The following is a 15,528-nucleotide window of genomic DNA, read 5'->3' on the forward strand; positions in this document are numbered from 1 at the left end:
TATAAGTAAATAACCTGCGAATATAAGCAGGTTATTTAAGTAATTCGCCTTTTATTTAGCGGAAATATAACACCTTAAAAGTGAGAAAATTAATGATCTAGAGAAACAGAATGCACATATTCCAACTGTTTTAAAGAACAGTAAAATTCAGGTAAAGTGATTTTTTGGCGTACTAATAGCTTTAAATTTACCTCGACGCGCTCTTTCTTGATATCTCTGATAGTGAGATTCTCAATTAAGTCCTTATGGTTTTTTAGATACTCAATAAGTAAAGGTACACCTTTTTCATGAGTAAATAGCATACGAACTTTAATTTTTCCTAGTTTTTGGTTTTTCATCTGAAAAATACGTGGGGATAGAGCGAATTTTCGTCCATATAATTTGACGCTGACGCTTATTTTAAATTGATATTATTATTTTTTGCCCACTTTCTTAATCTTCCATTAGCGTTAGCGTAAGGCGAAGAAGTATTAAATGAGATCATCCGGCCCATTGTCCATTTTGAGTACCATGGTTTACCATATAAAACATCATCAGTTAGCTCATCAATAAGCTTCACAATTTCATTTTTTACAGTCTGAAGTTCAGCTACTAACGAGTTATAATTTAACTCACTGTAATCTGAATAAAATTTTTGGGCAAGAAGACCTAGCTGGTTCCATTTAAAACCAGTGTCTGGAAAATCGACTGGCAGACCTTTGGCATCAGAGGTGATCCATTTTACAACAAGAGAATTCCATCCGAGCAAATACGAAACAAGATCACGAACACTCATTTCCGTTTCTTTGGCATGCCCATCCATTGAGTGATCTGAGATAACTTCTGGCGGGATTGCATTAAGGTAACTAATTAATTTACTGAAATTTTTATTAATAGCTAAAAGTAGTTCAGCTTTTGTTTGGGGTACGCTCATAAGGAGTTCTCTCTTATTAAAATAGATACACCATAAAAGCACTGTGTGGTGCTTGAAAATGAATCAATTATGTATTACCAACCTCAACAGAGGAAGAGCCAATCATTAACTAGCTCCTTCTATCAAGTTCTGATGACCAGTTGAACTTTTGATAAGTTCAGTAATTAAGCAGCTTTGTTCCCATTTTTTCTAATTTTTTAGGGCGCTACATATAATATCGTGGCTGCACCACAGGCCTTATTTTGTAGTATTTGGCGCATTACTGGCGCTAGCATTTTCTCTACTAGCTTTCATTGATGCTCTGTCCCCAACAACTGATGCCAGAAAAGCTCTCTCAAATAGCTGAACGATTGGATAATCTGGCGCAATACAGTTTTATAGGCCACCAATTTAGGCTTTCAACTGAGAGGTATAGGATGAAGCTTAACAAAAGTTACTGCTTAACATGGAATGTAAACTTACAAAAGATTATTCCCATAAAGTCAGATTGATGATCTGCTACATCGTAATCTGACTTTATGGGATTAAATCCAATGAAATGTAGGTAAATTTGGGAAGTATCTACGCTAAGATACAAATGCAGTAGATACCTTTTCAATCAGTTGGCTCGGAGTAAGTGCTATGGCAGATAAAAACTATCCACGGTTACCGAATGATCCATATATGTGCCGTAGTTATGATAAGCAGACCAAAAGCCCACTGGCTCTATATTCAGAGTCGCAAAGAATGGACATAGAACTCCGGGCGCCTCTAGCAATGTCTTACAGTCACTGGCATGGACAGGTAGAAATAAATATTCCATTCGATGGTAATGTTAATTACCTGATAAATAATGAGACCGTGCAGTTCCAGCAGGGGCATGTGACATTATTCTGGGCATGCACTCCCCATCAGTTAATAGATCCGGGGTACTGCCAGCAAATGGCTATCATAAACCTACCTATGCATTTGTTTTTATCGTGGCCTTTGGAACGGGAGTTAATAAATCATGTTACGCACGGGAGGGTGATACAATCTTTGAGCGTACAGCCGTTGAGCATTATTGAGGTTCAGCGCTGGCAGAATGAACTCAACAGTCCTAATCCACATATTCGACAATTGGCAATTGATGAAGTTGCTCTGATGCTTAAGCGCTTTAGTATGTTGGGATGGTCCCCTGTATCTGCACATAAAACATCTTCTTCAACCCAGAATTCTACCTCTCGTCACGCGCAGTTTTATGTCAGTCAGATGCTTGAATTTATTGCCGTAAATAGTGATCAACACCTTACTGTTAATGATATCGCTGAACATGTGAAATTAAATACTCACTACGCCATGGGTATTTTTAAGAAGTCTATGCAGATGTCGATAAAGCAATACATCATGTCACTACGTATTAACCATGTCCGAGCACTGCTAAGCGATACTGATAAACCGATTATGGATATCGCCATGCTGGCTGGTTTTACATCTAGCAGCCGATTCTACAGTATTTTCAAAAACCATGTTGGTATACCTCCTAAAGAGTACCGAAGGTTGAGTCATGAACATAGTCTACATGTTTCCTCACCAGGGAAAGGTATTAAACATATAAATAAGTAAGTGTAAATAATAATGAAATATAAGCCTGTTCCATAATATAAAAATCAGGGATATATAAAATGAAAAACATTCCACATCCAGGTAAGCAGCGACCTTCTTTCTTCTGGTCACTGTTCCCTATGCTTATTATGTTAGCTGCAATTAGTATTGGATATTTTGTATTTAATATACGCGCTGAACCCATGATCCTTTTAGGAACAGCGACAGCTTCTTTTGTTGCTATTGCCCATGGTTATACGTGGGATGATATTTTGAAATCTATTTGTTTGAAAATATCAGAGGCCTTACCCGTTATCTTAATTGTAGCTAGTATTGGTTTTCTTATTGGTGCATGGATGGTATCTGGCACTATTCCTATGATGATATATTATGGCCTTAAGATTATAAATCCGCAGTATTTTTATATTTCGGCATTCTTTCTTGGAGCTCTTATTTCTGTTTGTACGGGAACGTCATGGGGATCAATAGGAACAATAGGAATTGCAATGATAGGAGTTGCTATCGGATTGAATATTCCCTTAGCTATTGCCGCTGGAGCCATTGTTTCTGGTTGCTGGTTTGGAGATAAGCTTTCTCCTGTTTCCGATTCGACAAATATGGCAGCTTTAGCAGCAGGTGTGAATTTATATTCACATATAGGCCATCTGCTTTGGACAACTGGTCCCGGATTTATTTTGTGCTGTGTCGTATATACTTATATGGGTTTAAGTATTGATGCCTCAGCGACAACACCGGACAGTATTGCCATACTGATGACGTCTATTGCTAAAGTATATAATTTTAATGTTTTGCTTATTTTGCCACCTATCATTGTACTATACGGCTCTTTGAGCAAGAAACCGCCCATTCCAATGCTTTTTTTATCAACGTTAGTTTCAGTCATTTTAGCACTTGTTTTCCAGTCATTTACTCCTGCTTCTGTAGGAGAGTCTGTAGTAAGTGGCTTTAGGTTAAGTATGGCTGATGGCGTGAATATTTCGGCATTATCTTCAGATATGCCACGCTTACTAGAGCGAGGTGGGGCAATCTCCATGTTTAGCAGTTTCGTTACCGTATTTAGTGCGTTCAGTTTTGCTGGTGCTATGAGTGCAACAGGCTCTTTACATACGGTTATTCATAGAATGACTGAAGGGGTGAAATCTACCTTCAGACTAATACTTACAACGATTCTGAGTGCTTTTACTATATGCGCTTGTACTGCAAATGGCACATTACCATTGTTACTATGCGGGGATGCATTTAAAGATGAATATAAAAGGAGAGGGCTGGCTACTAAAAATCTTTCCAGAACCACAGAGGATGCAGGTACGGTAGTTGAGCCTATAATTCCATGGTCAGCTTCTGGGGTGTATTGTGCCACGATGCTGGGTGTTGCAACTCTCGATTATCTTCCTTGGGCAATTCTGTGTTACAGCGGTGTATTTTTTGCTCTGTTATGGGCCGCTACAGGTATTGGTATTGCTCCTTACGATAAAGATGACGACCCCGAATATCTGGCTGCATCCTGAGCTACAGAAAATTTAATTTAATATCGAGACAATGGTGTACAAAATATGTCTTTATTTGATCAAGCTATTTCCAGAGATCCTATATCCCGCAAAACTGGGCAAATGAAACAAATGTTTGGGACAGATACCGTTATACCTTTATGGATTGCGGATATGGATTTTAGTACTCCCGATGCTATTTTGTCAGAGATGAAATCCGTTCTTTCACAGTCAATTCAGGGATATAATATGGACTACCCTGGTTGGAAAGAGGCTATAATTTACTGGTATAAAAAGCGGTATGATTGCCAGATTAAAGAGGAGTGGATACATTTTATTCCGGGAGTAATAAAATCAGTTGTTTTATCTTTGCTTGCTCTATCTCAACCGGGGGATAATATTCTGACCTTGACACCGATATACGACCCATATCGAGAATTAGTGCCAGGGTGTGAGCGTACTCTTATACAGTCCCAGTTGATTGAAAGTCAGGGTTCTTATGAGATTAACTGGATTGATTTTAGAGACAAATTAAAAAAATCTAGATTATTTTTATTCGTCTCTCCTCATAATCCTGGTGGAGTCTTATGGAGCAAAGAGACACTTTCAAAAATAAAGCGTTACTGCCATGAAGAAAACGTTATCGTAATATCGGATGAAGTACATAGTGATTTAATATTTTCTAAAACATCACATATACCTTTTTTTAACTTAGATGATGACATGGTTAGCCAGTCGATAGTCTTGCACTCTCCCGGAAAAACATTCAATGTACCGGGGGTGCAGGGTGGGTTCATGATTATTAAGAACCCACAATTACGTGAAAAGGTATTTGGTTTTCTTGATCAATGTCATCTTGCTGAGACAAATTATCTTCAACAGGCAGTTATTTTTTCATCATTCATTCATTGTGAAGAATGGTATCAGAAATTACTGGGGTATCTGGCAGATAATATAGCATTTGTAAAAGCAACAATAGAAAAACATTGTCCAGACCTCTCTGTTGTACATGGAGGAGCTTCTTATTTATTATTTTTGAACGCTGAAAAATTAGGTATGGATGATGAACAACTAGCGACCTTTTTTACCAGAGATGCGGGATTGGGGCTCTCCCCAGGAAAGCAATACGGTCCCGGGGGGGAACAACATATGAGACTAAATGTTGCGTCTCCACGGGATGTACTGGATCATGCTATGGAAAACCTCAGGGCTGCTTATAAAAAACGGCATGTTTTACCCGCACAGTAAGGTTGATACGGGTAGGTTCGAGTTGAATTTAGTTAAGTTGAAACATTGGGCGAGTGCTGACTTCAAGTAGATACAAAGCAAAAACCCGCCTTTTGGGCGGGTTCTCTAAAGAAGTGGTGCCGGACTCGGAATCGACTTTTCATTATAACTAGTTGTATTTAAAAATATTAATTGAATTTGATTTTATTTATACCCTCTTTTGTACCCTCGGTCCGTTTGGTGGGTTTTGTTGAGCACGGTTGGGGCGATAGAGCGCAGCAAATAGATTGGTTTTTTGCACAGATGACAGGTGTAATTATAACGTATTCGAATCCTTTTTAAGTATACATTTAATGGGGATCATGTTCATGTTAATTGTTTCTAGTATGAATCATGGTATTGCCAATTTGACATGTTTAATGATGTCTTATTGTGTCATTTTTGTTTAATTCCTCAATGTCTAATTCAGTTAAGATCCAACGGTTTGATATGTGCCATTGAATACTAATCAAAGTGGAAGTAGGCTTAATTTATCCATCCAATATAGGATAAACTCAAAGTGATCAGTACTTATTCAATTCAATGTCACACACATGACACACGCATAAGGGCCATCTCTGTCTTGGCGACGTTCAACATAAACAGCTAACACGCCACGACAATCTGGCACCTCCTTACCAATATAATGCTCACTATTACCAACCCATTTATACTTTCCCCTACAATAACGAGCAAGGCGAGAGCCTAAATGTTGCTGATGGATCTTCATTGCTGCGGATTTACGGATGATATTCATGGTTCACCTCATACTAAGCCATGCTCAGCGAAAGAGAAGATTTGCTGACCACCGATGATCAGATGGTCAAGTACTCGAACTTCAATTAGCTGCAATGCTTTTATTAATTGTTGCGTGATAGATTTATCCGCTTGGCTTGGCGTGATATCGCCTGACGGATGGTTGTGTGCAAAGATAACGGCAGCAGCATTAAAATGAAGTGCTCGTTTGACGACTTCACGAGGATAAACCTGTGTGCTGCTAATCGAGCCAGCAAACAGGGTTTCACTGCTTATCAACTGATTTTGTTGATTCAAGTAGAGCACAATAAACGCTTCACGCTCTAATGCTGACATTTTTAGCCGTAACCAATCCCTCACATTTTGCGTTGATGTAAAAGCAATACCCGGTTCACGCAGATACTTATCCAGTATGGTCAACGCACGTTTGATAGTACGTTGTTCATTAGGAAGCAGTGTTAAGGTATTCGTATAAGTATTGATACTCTCCATCGTTAATATCTCCATCATTACGAGGCTAGTTGAAGCATATTTTCAGCCATCACCCACAAGGCTCGGTTAAGCTTCACATCACCATCAATCCCATTCACTGAACGCGTGCGAGCGCGTTTACCTTTCGCATTTCTGCCTGATAATCCCCCTTTAATTAAATTTTCCTGCAAACGTTGGTACACCGTCCAAAGATCGTCCTTCTTATCTTCTACACGGCGTGGCTGTAATACTTGCGCTTCGGTCACAGGTTGATGCGCTTCACCATAACGATATGTGAGAGCAGATTGAGCAAAGATGTGTTGGGCTGGTGGCGGTAATAATAGGGATTGCATGGCATCACGTTGCTCATCCATGCGTTCAAATAGCCCTAACACTTCATAAGCCCCTTCAATCACTTTTTCCACCACATCGCCCTTGTGCGGTACACGCACCTCACCAAAGGTTTGTCCGCAAATTAAGCCATTCTGACAAACGAATCGGAACATCCCCGGTAACATCTGATAACTCGATGAGCCATCATGACTATTGAGTAAGATGATTTCAGGCACTAGGCTGCCCGTAATTTGGTCATGGCGTCTCAGCCGTAACAGATGCTTAGTATGATCACGACGGCTGTCATCTCGCACACGCGTTTGGCAAGCAAAGAACGGATAGAAGCCTTCTTTTTGAAGACTATCCAATAAGGTAATGGTCGGGATGTAAGTATAACGTTCACTTCTGGATTCGTGTTTTTCTTCTGAAAATACGCTAGGTACTGTGCGAAATAACTCTTCGGTAGTTAGCGGGCGGTCACGACGAATAGAGCAAGCATTGCCAAAACGGGAAGCTAAACGAGACATAGGGGTTCTCCTCAATAATTAAACTGATAAATCATTCGATAAATGGATTAAATGAAGATTGCTGGTGAGGGAAAGATAAAACCGTGACTGATAAATCAGTCTATAAGGCGAAAGATTTGTGCTTGCTCGGGATGTTGCATCGCATAGTCACGAAGTTGGTAAAAATACTCTACCAGCACAGAACTCTCGGTTTTAAACGACCAGATGCTATACACCATTAGACAGACTGCAATACCGGCTGCCTCCGGGCTTAACTCGGCTTCATTTCCGTTATGCGGGTTAAACATTTGCAGGGAGGGTTCGAGCATATCAGGCCAGATAAATGCGCCGCCATTAGACAGCATACTGAACTCCCAGAAGGCTCCATGATAGACCTCACACATCTTATCCATCAGATTAAAGATATCGCCTTCTAAACGCTGCCAATCAGGTACTGTGCTGAAATAGAAACGCCAGAAGGTACTACGACCACGGGAATTGACGAGGTTGGTTTTGATAACCGTTGATTCTTGCTCTTGTAAGGTAAACATAATAGAACTCCAATTCAGTCGATATTGATAGACAGTAATAAGCAAAAAAGCCCTACACCTTGCGGTGCAGAGCTTTCTAGAAATGATAGGTATATTGAGTATCATTTTTAGTGACTCATTCTGATGATTGATTCACTAAAATAATATAGATATAAAAATAAATGTAAGTTAATTAATGGGTTAGTCTGATGATGCTTTTATAATGAATCAGATAATACGAAGGCGTAAATAAGGACGTGGTTAATCGATTAGATGGAATATGGCGGAACGTTCTGGGTGTTGCGCCGCATAATCATGCAATTGATAAAAGCGATCGACGAGGATGTCACTTTCCGTTTGAAATGACCATAAACTGTACATCATCAAACACACGGCAATGCCTGCGGCTTCACAACTGACGTTGGCTTCGTTACCGTTATGTGGGTTGAACAGCGTCAGTGTCTCTTGAGGTAAATCGGGATAAATAAAGGCGCCACCATTAGATAAGGTGCAATATTCCCAATACCCACCCAGATAGTCATCACAAAACTGCCCCATAGTGGTAAAGATGACCACTTCAAAGGTGGTTCAGCCTTTCACGCTTCCGAAGTGGTTGATCCAAAAATCCAGGCGTTGCTCATCGGGAACGAGTGTCATTGTAATTGCACGTTCAGTTGAATTATTCATCAGTTGATACTCCAAGAAAAAGAGATAAAAAAGCGCCAATCCTGTTAAGGACTGACGCTGAGAGTGATAATTAATGGGGTAATGTAAGAGGTTAAAAGAACATTCTCCACAGGGATTTAGCGACGGATACGATACTGTTTTTAACGGTGCTAATCGTACTTCTTATCAATGGTGGCAAGGGAATGATATTGATTAAGGTATCCACAATATCACTGACACATTGACCAAAATCGTTACGTGCGGCGTTCTCCACCGATTGCGTCCGGTAAGCGCTGTTCAGTTGCCTAGCTACACCGCTACTGGCTTTCGCCGGTAACGCCTGTATTAATTGCTTTGCTAACTCAGTGAGTTGGTAACCTTCTGCCGCAGAAACCGTCATCACAGGATGATGTGGCTTAAAGGCGGTTACTACGGCTTGTTGCTTCAGTTCCAAGTTAACCATTTGTTCTGAGGATGGCTGGTGGTTGTGTTCATCCCACTGGCGACAGGGCTCTATTTTGTCGGCTTGGTTCAACACAAATAGAAAGCGGTTTGGTTGATAACCACATTGCTCCGAGAGAAAGCGATAACACTGTTCATCTGAGGACCATGCTCTATCATCGGCCTTGAGTACCCAGATGATTAAATCCAGTTCCGGTAATAAGTTACGGTATAGCTGGTGGTACTCTCTATCTCGCTCAAGGCTTTCTCCCACACCGGGTAAATCAACAAAGGTGAGCACATGGTTGTTCATCGTCATACTGAAGCGCTGAGCCTGCCGTGTGCAGCCTGAAACATTACTCACAGGTGATAATGACGATTGGAATAGTGCGTTGATAAGACTGGATTTTCCCGCTCCCGTTTTGCCCATCAAACCGATGGTGGGGGAGTAATTGATGAGCTGACTGAGTTGGTTAAAAAATAACGTTTTAAATGAAAAGGGAAAGGCTGCGAGAGCCTTCTCCAGTTCAATATGTTGATTCATACAAACTCCTTGAAAATAAATTTATCATTATTCAAGGTAATAATATATATTTGAAATTATTTTAAATTTTTCTTTTCAACTAACAGTATGAGTTCTTCGAGCGGATCCCGTGGTAGATCAATCTGATCAATCATCGCCTCGATAATTTCGTTAATATTTTTATTATGATTTTTGGCTATTTTTTTTAATTTTACCATTGATGATTTGGAAATATACGTATTCAGTACAGCCTTATCTTTAACACCATCACGATATTTTTTTTGGCTCCAAGCTTTTCTTGTTTGAGATAGAAAAAGCTTGACAGCTTCCACACTTGAAAAAATAGCCCAATAATCAAAACAGGAAATAATCAATTTCCATTTTTCATTTTGAATAAGAACATTAACATCATCATCAACAGCAATATTGGCGCGGATCAACCTCTCGGATATCCATTTTAACGCTTCAGTTTTTTTTGACAAAAATGAAAAAGGATCTGGATACTCTTTAGTAATAGATAAAGCTTTATCTCTCATTTGAAAAACTATTGCATTAAAATCTTTAGGAGTCATAACTAAAACTATAAAATCCAAAAAGCAAACAATATAATGAAAAGGTGTATTTTTACCCATTATTGGAATAAAATTTAAAGGTGAATAATTATACACTCCAGTCATAATTGATTTATAATCATTTTCTATAAGGTGTTTATTATACGATTTCATGAGAAAGTTTAAGATAACAAATGATATTCTTTCATCCGTTAAAAAAGATAATTGTTCTATTGGGATAATCTTTTTCTCTATCGTTCTGAGATAATAATCAACATTTTTAAATCTATTCCCGACATGCTGATTTAACTCACTAAGTAATGTACACACATTCTTATTCTTTGCCTCAGATATCATTTTATAAAGCTCATTAGGCGACAGTGTTTTTTCTGAAAACATATAGAACAGAACAGCATAATATTGTCTGCACTCCAAATAATTATCATTGACATTTATATTTATCATTTATTCTCCACGTAGTATTTTTTGCATATATTTACATAGTATTTTACGTAGTGTTTAAGGTGTCATTGTACTACATGAAAACCCCTATTTATGTGCTAAAACTCACGATAACTGCACTAATTATTATTAGAGTAAAGGCTAATCTTTAGATAAGTTAATATCAGAGTTGACTCTCCTCAAAAAGAAGCGGCTCATTGTGGTTCAAAAACGCGCTGTCACGGGCATTGATGATAAGATAAAGAAAGGCTTTATCGTGTTGGTATAGTATTATTTTTATAAAGATAACTAGCATCACTACCACACTTAAAAGATTAAACATTACCCTGTCACTGACTCACCTATCCATATATTCATCATCTTGGTTAAATGATGAATGCCTATTTTTAACAACATTACTTCTAGATATGAAATAAAACCAACCACAGGTATTAATCATGTCTAGTTACACCTACAATGATCATTACATTCAAAAGATAAACCACACTATCCGTAAAGCACTTTTAATTCACAATCGTGTTACTGCTGTTCGAGTTGACTTACGTTTCCCATCTGAAAATATATTTCACTTTAACGATTCAAAGGTCATCACTCGATTCTTTGAATCGTTAAAAGCCAAAATAAATGCTGATCTAAAACGTAAGAATAAAATATGGGAGCGTAACCACATATGTCCGTTATCTTATGTCTGGGTTAGAGAGTTCGGTGAGATAAATAATAAAAAACACTATCATGTTCTTTTGCTGTTAAATAAAGATGTTTATTGGAGGCTGGGCGATTTTATTAAAACTGAAGGGACGCTCTATGCATTAATACAGCAAGCATGGTGTAGTGCTATTGGTGTGAACTACCCTGCGGAGCGTTATTTAATTCATATTCCAGATAACGCCATAACGTGGCTAGATAATAATAAACCCAATAATGAAAGCACGATATTCGAATTAAACCAGCGCTGTCGCTACTTAGCCAAAGAACATACAAAATATTATGGTGATGGTGAGCGTTCTTTTGGGTGCAGCCGTTAATCTACCAATAAAAAACATGAGGGGGATATCTTTTGCAAGAGAGATATCCCTAAACACTTATCGATATCCCTTCTGCCTTTTAACTTTAAAGACAGGAGTCCTTTCTCATGACAAATCCAATTGAAACATCAACGACCACAGCGCCATCATCTTCTTTACTGAATGACCAATTTATCGATATGAAATTCATTACAAAGCTCACAGGCTTAACGGATAAGTGGTTTTATAAACTCATTCAAGACGGTGAGTTTCCCAAACCAATCAAACTAGGTCGTAGTTCTCGCTGGCTGAAAAGTGAGGTTGAACACTGGTTGAATGAACGTATCACCGCTTCTAGAGGTTAAGTATTATTAATTTAGTCAGTTACAGCGATTTTTTACAACTCAATTACAGAATTAATTACATCGTCACCAGTCAGCGTTATTTGAGTGTATTCCAAAATATTGATGATACGGACGGACTTCCATTGGTCTGATAATACCGACCGTTCCCATTGCGAAGATGAACATCAATTCAGTCGGGATATGAGTATCCTGATGTTAAGTCTCTCAGAATATCCCGGAGTAATAGGTTATGCCTGGGTATTGGAAGAAAGCCCTGGTGGTAAATTACATGCTCATGCAGCCATCTACGTCAATGGCCAGCGGCATTGTAAGAAATGGGGCTTTCAGGATGTAACAGAACGCCTGTGGAGAGCCGTGACTGACGGAGAAGGGGATATCTACCACTGTCCTGATAAAAGCGATTATCGATACGCTATACGCCGTCCGGTACACTTTGATGATTATGCTGGTTGTAAGGCAATGCGTTACGTGGTGAACTATTTAGCCAAAGCCGAGCAGAAACCCTTTGACCCGATTTACCATATCTCCCGTCTACCTGATGTGAATGATAAGCCGATAGGTCGTCCTCGTTCCCGTCATCGTTAAGTCAGCCATAGGGAATGCTGTAGCAGCAAGGGGCTGTATGACGATCTCTATGGCCCTTATAGCCGTTTATTGTGGGACACCGTGCAAGTTTAACCCTTGCCTTAATAAAACGCTCAGAATGGCGCTGAGCGCGTTATTCACACCCATTACTCCTCTTCAGCCGTCACTTTGCAGTTGCTGTAGACCGTAGCGTGGTCGGTGCCGACAACATAGGCAATGACAATTGGACTGTTGTTACTGGGATCGACTTCCTGACGCAGATTAACCCGTCCATCCTCCGACGTATGGTAATACCCGATACCGTCATATTCCGCTTCGCCATAACGGGTTTCAGCCCCATTATTACTGTCCTGCTCAAACACACAACACACCGGAGAGAAACAATGAACATTTACAATCTGAATGAACTGGAGCTCGGTATCGCTGAATTACCTGATGGCCGCCTGACAAATGCCTTTAAAGAGCAGGAGCGCTGGCAACCGGCACTACCCATTCCCTTTTACTGTCCACACTGTCACTTACCGGTGTATCTGGACCGCCGTAAACGGCATTTTTTCTTTGCACACCCCGTTGATAAGAAATACCTCGATTATCCTGAGGTAAACGCGGCTATCAGTTATCTGACGCGACAATCTCAACAAGCTGAACAGTTCTCCGAGCTTCATCCCATAAAGCCCATCACGGAATGGTATTGCGTCTGGTGTCGACGGTTTTACACCAGCCAGCAGCGACCTGTCAGAAAGTGCTGCCCGAAGTGCAGAGAGGGGATTTACAGCATACCTGCTTCTCAGGTCACCGAAAACCACAGCTATTTTCATTACGCGCTGAATAATCAGGGTATTGAATCGTTGGTACGCACCCCATTGCTGCGGTTGACGGACCTCACTGAACCGAATGTTATCGATGAGGCGCAATAAAAAAATACAGCAGTCCGTTATTGTCTGAAGGACGACTGATACGACGTATTCCCCACCTCAGTCGCCTTCTCCTTTTCATACTCAGGAGACAAGACAATGACGATTCAAACAACCCCAACCACCAGCCTGCTGAATGACCAGTTTGTTGATATGAAATTTCTAACTCAGTTTACTGGTCTTACTGACAAATGGTTCTACAAGCTCATACAGGACGGTGAGTTTCCGAAACCAATTAAGCTGGGACGTAGCTCAAGATGGCTGAAAAGTGAAGTAGAACAGTGGTTACAAGCGCGCATTGATGAATCGAGAGAGGGCAACTCCGCCCTTGGATCCTAAGGCACTAGCGCGAGTCGCCGTGCATTTTCCATAGCATACCCACCCAATTACCCACCAACTCAATTTTAACCACACCTGGTGCGATTGAATGCGCTCTAGGCAAAGCGACGCCCTAAACATACGAACCTGGCTCGATACGCATGCAGGCACAGCTCAGTGGTCTTCTAAGTTTCAAGGTGGGTTGCCGAGTGTGGATCCTGAATGTTGGGTACTCAGAACGTTTAGTTTAAATTTTACAGAAGGAGCACACCCATGCTTAAATTACATGAAGTCAAAATGTCGCTAGCCTTAACGCAGAACAATCGTTTCGCGGGAGCCACCCAAGAACCGAGTTATTCACGAGAAAACTATTACTGTGCTCACTGCGGTGAGCCCGTCACACTGCACAAGACGCCAACGGAGTCATGGTTTACCCATTCTGATCCTCAGAGCGCAGAGCACTGTCCGCGGGTCATCAGTAAGATCAAGAACTTAGAAGACAAGGCGCGACTGAGCACACAGGTTCGATCAGTGTCCCCTATTTTAAAGGTCACGAATTGGTTTTGCGTGCAGTGTCGTGAGTATTTTACAAGTAATCAAAAATGTTGCCCGAAGTGCCATGAGGGGATTTGGTGTATTCCTGCCCAGAATGTAACAGAGGAACATCAGCCTAAAACAGAAAAATCGTTTCCATTATGACCTTTTAATGCTCATGGTGTTAGGTTAATCAATCACGCTTTCGCTAAATGTGACCACGGTACTGCCACCAAAATTAAACCTATCCTGATAAGCTCACCGAAGAAGAGGAGTTAAGGCTGAATTTTCATATCGAGGAACGGCTGTTACGCTATCACACACGGCCAATAATTATTTATCGCCAGTGGTGTATGAAAATTCCTTAAGAAAAGTGTCCTGATTTAGTTGCGCAGAACAGTACTTTGTATTTGGGTTGTTGCTGACAAAGCGCCGCAAGACTGTGCTCTACAGAAAGAATACGTTCATTAAGTGAATGTATATTTTCTAACAACGATAACAGCAACTGGCGCAGCACGGGGGAAATTAACTGTTCTGCATCTTCAATAATATCAGGCAGTCGTTGCTGTAAAATATGAATCCCGACAGGGATCTCAACGCCTTGTTCTGCCGCCAGTGACCGGGCCTGATTTGCCAGCGCAGTGCGCTGTTCCACCATCAACTGGCGGGCAGCTCTGAGGGCTTTAATATCTTGTTGTTCAACAGTTTTATAGCGACAAAATGAATACCTGGGCGAAAAGCTGTCTCACAAATAGCGAGAGCATCGTTGGCATCATTTTTCTGGTGATGTGTTAATGCTTTTACGTGTTGCGTGGGTATCAGTCTGACTTGAAAACCGATTGACTGAAAAGTACGCCCCCAGTAGTGGGAAGTAGCACAAGCCTCCATTGCAATCATCGACCCAGGAGGGAGTTGACGAATAGTATCCAGCAATTTAGCCCGAGAAACCTTGCGGTTAAATGCAATATTCCCATCACTCATCCAGACGCAAACCTGAAAGACAGATTTTGCCAGATCGATACCGATAACTTTAATTTCGTTCATGATGTAGTACCTCTGTGAATAAAATCGCTCAACATAAGTATGGCAAAACTTACATAGAGGGACGTCCATCACATCACTTCAATACTGGCTTATCGTTCTCTGCGAGAGTACCTGCGGCGACGAACTCATAATGAAATAAGTGATAAAAAGTGTCTGGAATTATAGGGGGCAAATACAGTGTCGTAGGATAAATCTGAAAGTGAATCCTATGTATTAGAAATCTAAATAGAAACTATGTTATTCAAGTTTATTTTGATATCCTTAGTTGAGGATTT

Annotated in this window: 20 protein-coding genes and 1 pseudogene; 9 read left to right on the forward strand and 12 right to left on the reverse strand. The window is 40.4% G+C overall.

The window, feature by feature from the left end:
* Positions 1-89: 89 nt before the first annotated feature.
* Both FVA72_RS21940 and FVA72_RS04390 read right to left on the reverse strand, forming a co-directional pair.
* Positions 90-338 (reverse strand): hypothetical protein, encoded by a 249-nt coding sequence (locus FVA72_RS21940; RefSeq protein ID WP_240704980.1) that lies wholly within the window; start codon positions 336-338, stop codon positions 90-92.
* 56 nt (positions 339-394) lie between these two features.
* Positions 395-913, reverse strand: coding sequence for a ClbS/DfsB family four-helix bundle protein (locus tag FVA72_RS04390; RefSeq protein WP_110592360.1), 519 nt, complete (start codon positions 911-913; stop codon positions 395-397).
* Between the two features lie 621 nt (positions 914-1,534).
* Here FVA72_RS04390 and melR point away from each other — a divergent pair.
* Genes melR through FVA72_RS04405 form a run of 3 tightly spaced genes read left to right on the forward strand, consistent with a single transcriptional unit; the run spans position 1,535 to position 5,232 of the window.
* The gene (gene melR / locus FVA72_RS04395) at positions 1,535-2,497 is read left to right on the forward strand and encodes a transcriptional regulator MelR (protein ID WP_110592359.1); all 963 of its coding nucleotides are present in this window, start codon (positions 1,535-1,537) and stop codon (positions 2,495-2,497) included.
* Between the two features lie 59 nt (positions 2,498-2,556).
* Complete coding sequence (gene nhaC / locus FVA72_RS04400; protein ID WP_110592358.1) at positions 2,557-4,005, forward strand: Na+/H+ antiporter NhaC; 1,449 nt, start codon at positions 2,557-2,559, stop codon at positions 4,003-4,005.
* Between the two features lie 45 nt (positions 4,006-4,050).
* Positions 4,051-5,232, forward strand: coding sequence for a MalY/PatB family protein (locus FVA72_RS04405; protein ID WP_110592357.1), 1,182 nt, complete (start codon positions 4,051-4,053; stop codon positions 5,230-5,232).
* 553 nt (positions 5,233-5,785) lie between these two features.
* Here the strand turns inward: FVA72_RS04405 and FVA72_RS04410 are convergent.
* The 7 genes and pseudogenes from FVA72_RS04410 to FVA72_RS04440 all read right to left on the reverse strand — a co-directional run bounded on the left by FVA72_RS04410 (position 5,786) and on the right by FVA72_RS04440 (position 10,492).
* Positions 5,786-6,007, reverse strand: a complete 222-nt coding sequence (locus tag FVA72_RS04410) for a DUF987 family protein (protein WP_004917300.1) — start codon at positions 6,005-6,007, stop codon at positions 5,786-5,788.
* A gap of 8 nt (positions 6,008-6,015) precedes the next feature.
* The gene (locus FVA72_RS04415) at positions 6,016-6,498 is read right to left on the reverse strand and encodes a JAB domain-containing protein (RefSeq protein ID WP_014656726.1); all 483 of its coding nucleotides are present in this window, start codon (positions 6,496-6,498) and stop codon (positions 6,016-6,018) included.
* A gap of 17 nt (positions 6,499-6,515) precedes the next feature.
* Complete coding sequence (locus FVA72_RS04420) at positions 6,516-7,337, reverse strand: DUF932 domain-containing protein (protein ID WP_014656725.1); 822 nt, start codon at positions 7,335-7,337, stop codon at positions 6,516-6,518.
* Positions 7,338-7,432: 95 nt separating this feature from the next.
* Positions 7,433-7,867 carry an antirestriction protein gene (locus tag FVA72_RS04425; RefSeq protein WP_014656724.1) on the reverse strand — a complete coding sequence of 145 codons (435 nt, stop codon included), beginning with the start codon at positions 7,865-7,867 and terminating at the stop codon, positions 7,433-7,435.
* A 240-nt stretch (positions 7,868-8,107) separates the two neighbouring features.
* Positions 8,108-8,533: pseudogene (locus FVA72_RS04430) on the reverse strand (antirestriction protein).
* Between the two features lie 91 nt (positions 8,534-8,624).
* Positions 8,625-9,497, reverse strand: coding sequence for a GTPase family protein (locus FVA72_RS04435; RefSeq protein ID WP_014656722.1), 873 nt, complete (start codon positions 9,495-9,497; stop codon positions 8,625-8,627).
* Between the two features lie 56 nt (positions 9,498-9,553).
* The gene (locus tag FVA72_RS04440; protein ID WP_060561596.1) at positions 9,554-10,492 is read right to left on the reverse strand and encodes a hypothetical protein; all 939 of its coding nucleotides are present in this window, start codon (positions 10,490-10,492) and stop codon (positions 9,554-9,556) included.
* 434 nt (positions 10,493-10,926) lie between these two features.
* Here FVA72_RS04440 and FVA72_RS04445 point away from each other — a divergent pair, with 434 nt between their 5' ends.
* From FVA72_RS04445 to FVA72_RS21945, 3 genes are all read left to right on the forward strand, one after another.
* Positions 10,927-11,514, forward strand: a complete 588-nt coding sequence (locus FVA72_RS04445) for an inovirus Gp2 family protein (RefSeq protein ID WP_014657429.1) — start codon at positions 10,927-10,929, stop codon at positions 11,512-11,514.
* Between the two features lie 107 nt (positions 11,515-11,621).
* The gene (locus FVA72_RS04450; protein WP_014656719.1) at positions 11,622-11,858 is read left to right on the forward strand and encodes a helix-turn-helix transcriptional regulator; all 237 of its coding nucleotides are present in this window, start codon (positions 11,622-11,624) and stop codon (positions 11,856-11,858) included.
* 354 nt (positions 11,859-12,212) lie between these two features.
* Entirely contained in the window at positions 12,213-12,443 is a 231-nt protein-coding gene (locus FVA72_RS21945) for a hypothetical protein (RefSeq protein WP_324187617.1), read from the forward strand.
* A 146-nt stretch (positions 12,444-12,589) separates the two neighbouring features.
* Here the strand turns inward: FVA72_RS21945 and FVA72_RS04460 are convergent, their stop codons facing one another.
* Positions 12,590-12,805 carry a hypothetical protein gene (locus FVA72_RS04460; RefSeq protein WP_014656717.1) on the reverse strand — a complete coding sequence of 72 codons (216 nt, stop codon included), beginning with the start codon at positions 12,803-12,805 and terminating at the stop codon, positions 12,590-12,592.
* Positions 12,806-12,826: 21 nt separating this feature from the next.
* On the opposite strand from FVA72_RS04460, the gene FVA72_RS04465 reads away from it, so the two are divergent.
* The 3 genes from FVA72_RS04465 (at position 12,827) to FVA72_RS22185 (ending at position 14,374) form a co-directional block, all read left to right on the forward strand.
* Complete coding sequence (locus FVA72_RS04465) at positions 12,827-13,360, forward strand: putative zinc ribbon protein (RefSeq protein ID WP_041705068.1); 534 nt, start codon at positions 12,827-12,829, stop codon at positions 13,358-13,360.
* Between the two features lie 96 nt (positions 13,361-13,456).
* On the forward strand, positions 13,457-13,696 hold the full coding sequence (locus FVA72_RS04470) for a helix-turn-helix transcriptional regulator (RefSeq protein WP_137018892.1): 240 nt from the start codon (positions 13,457-13,459) through the stop codon (positions 13,694-13,696).
* Between the two features lie 276 nt (positions 13,697-13,972).
* The gene (locus tag FVA72_RS22185; protein WP_227528997.1) at positions 13,973-14,374 is read left to right on the forward strand and encodes a zinc-ribbon domain-containing protein; all 402 of its coding nucleotides are present in this window, start codon (positions 13,973-13,975) and stop codon (positions 14,372-14,374) included.
* Positions 14,375-14,573: 199 nt separating this feature from the next.
* Here the strand turns inward: FVA72_RS22185 and FVA72_RS22190 are convergent, their stop codons facing one another.
* Positions 14,574-14,867: a hypothetical protein gene (locus tag FVA72_RS22190; RefSeq protein ID WP_405029952.1), complete on the reverse strand. Its 294-nt coding sequence runs from the start codon at positions 14,865-14,867 to the stop codon at positions 14,574-14,576.
* On the reverse strand, positions 14,867-15,253 hold the full coding sequence (locus tag FVA72_RS22195) for an IS110 family transposase (RefSeq protein WP_405029953.1): 387 nt from the start codon (positions 15,251-15,253) through the stop codon (positions 14,867-14,869). The genes FVA72_RS22190 and FVA72_RS22195 overlap by 1 nt, the downstream gene beginning before the upstream one ends.
* Positions 15,254-15,528: the final 275 nt, after the last annotated feature.

Origin of the sequence: Providencia sp. PROV061 (assembly GCF_011045655.1) — a bacterium.
GTDB classification, from domain to species: Bacteria; Pseudomonadota; Gammaproteobacteria; order Enterobacterales; family Enterobacteriaceae; genus Providencia; species Providencia hangzhouensis.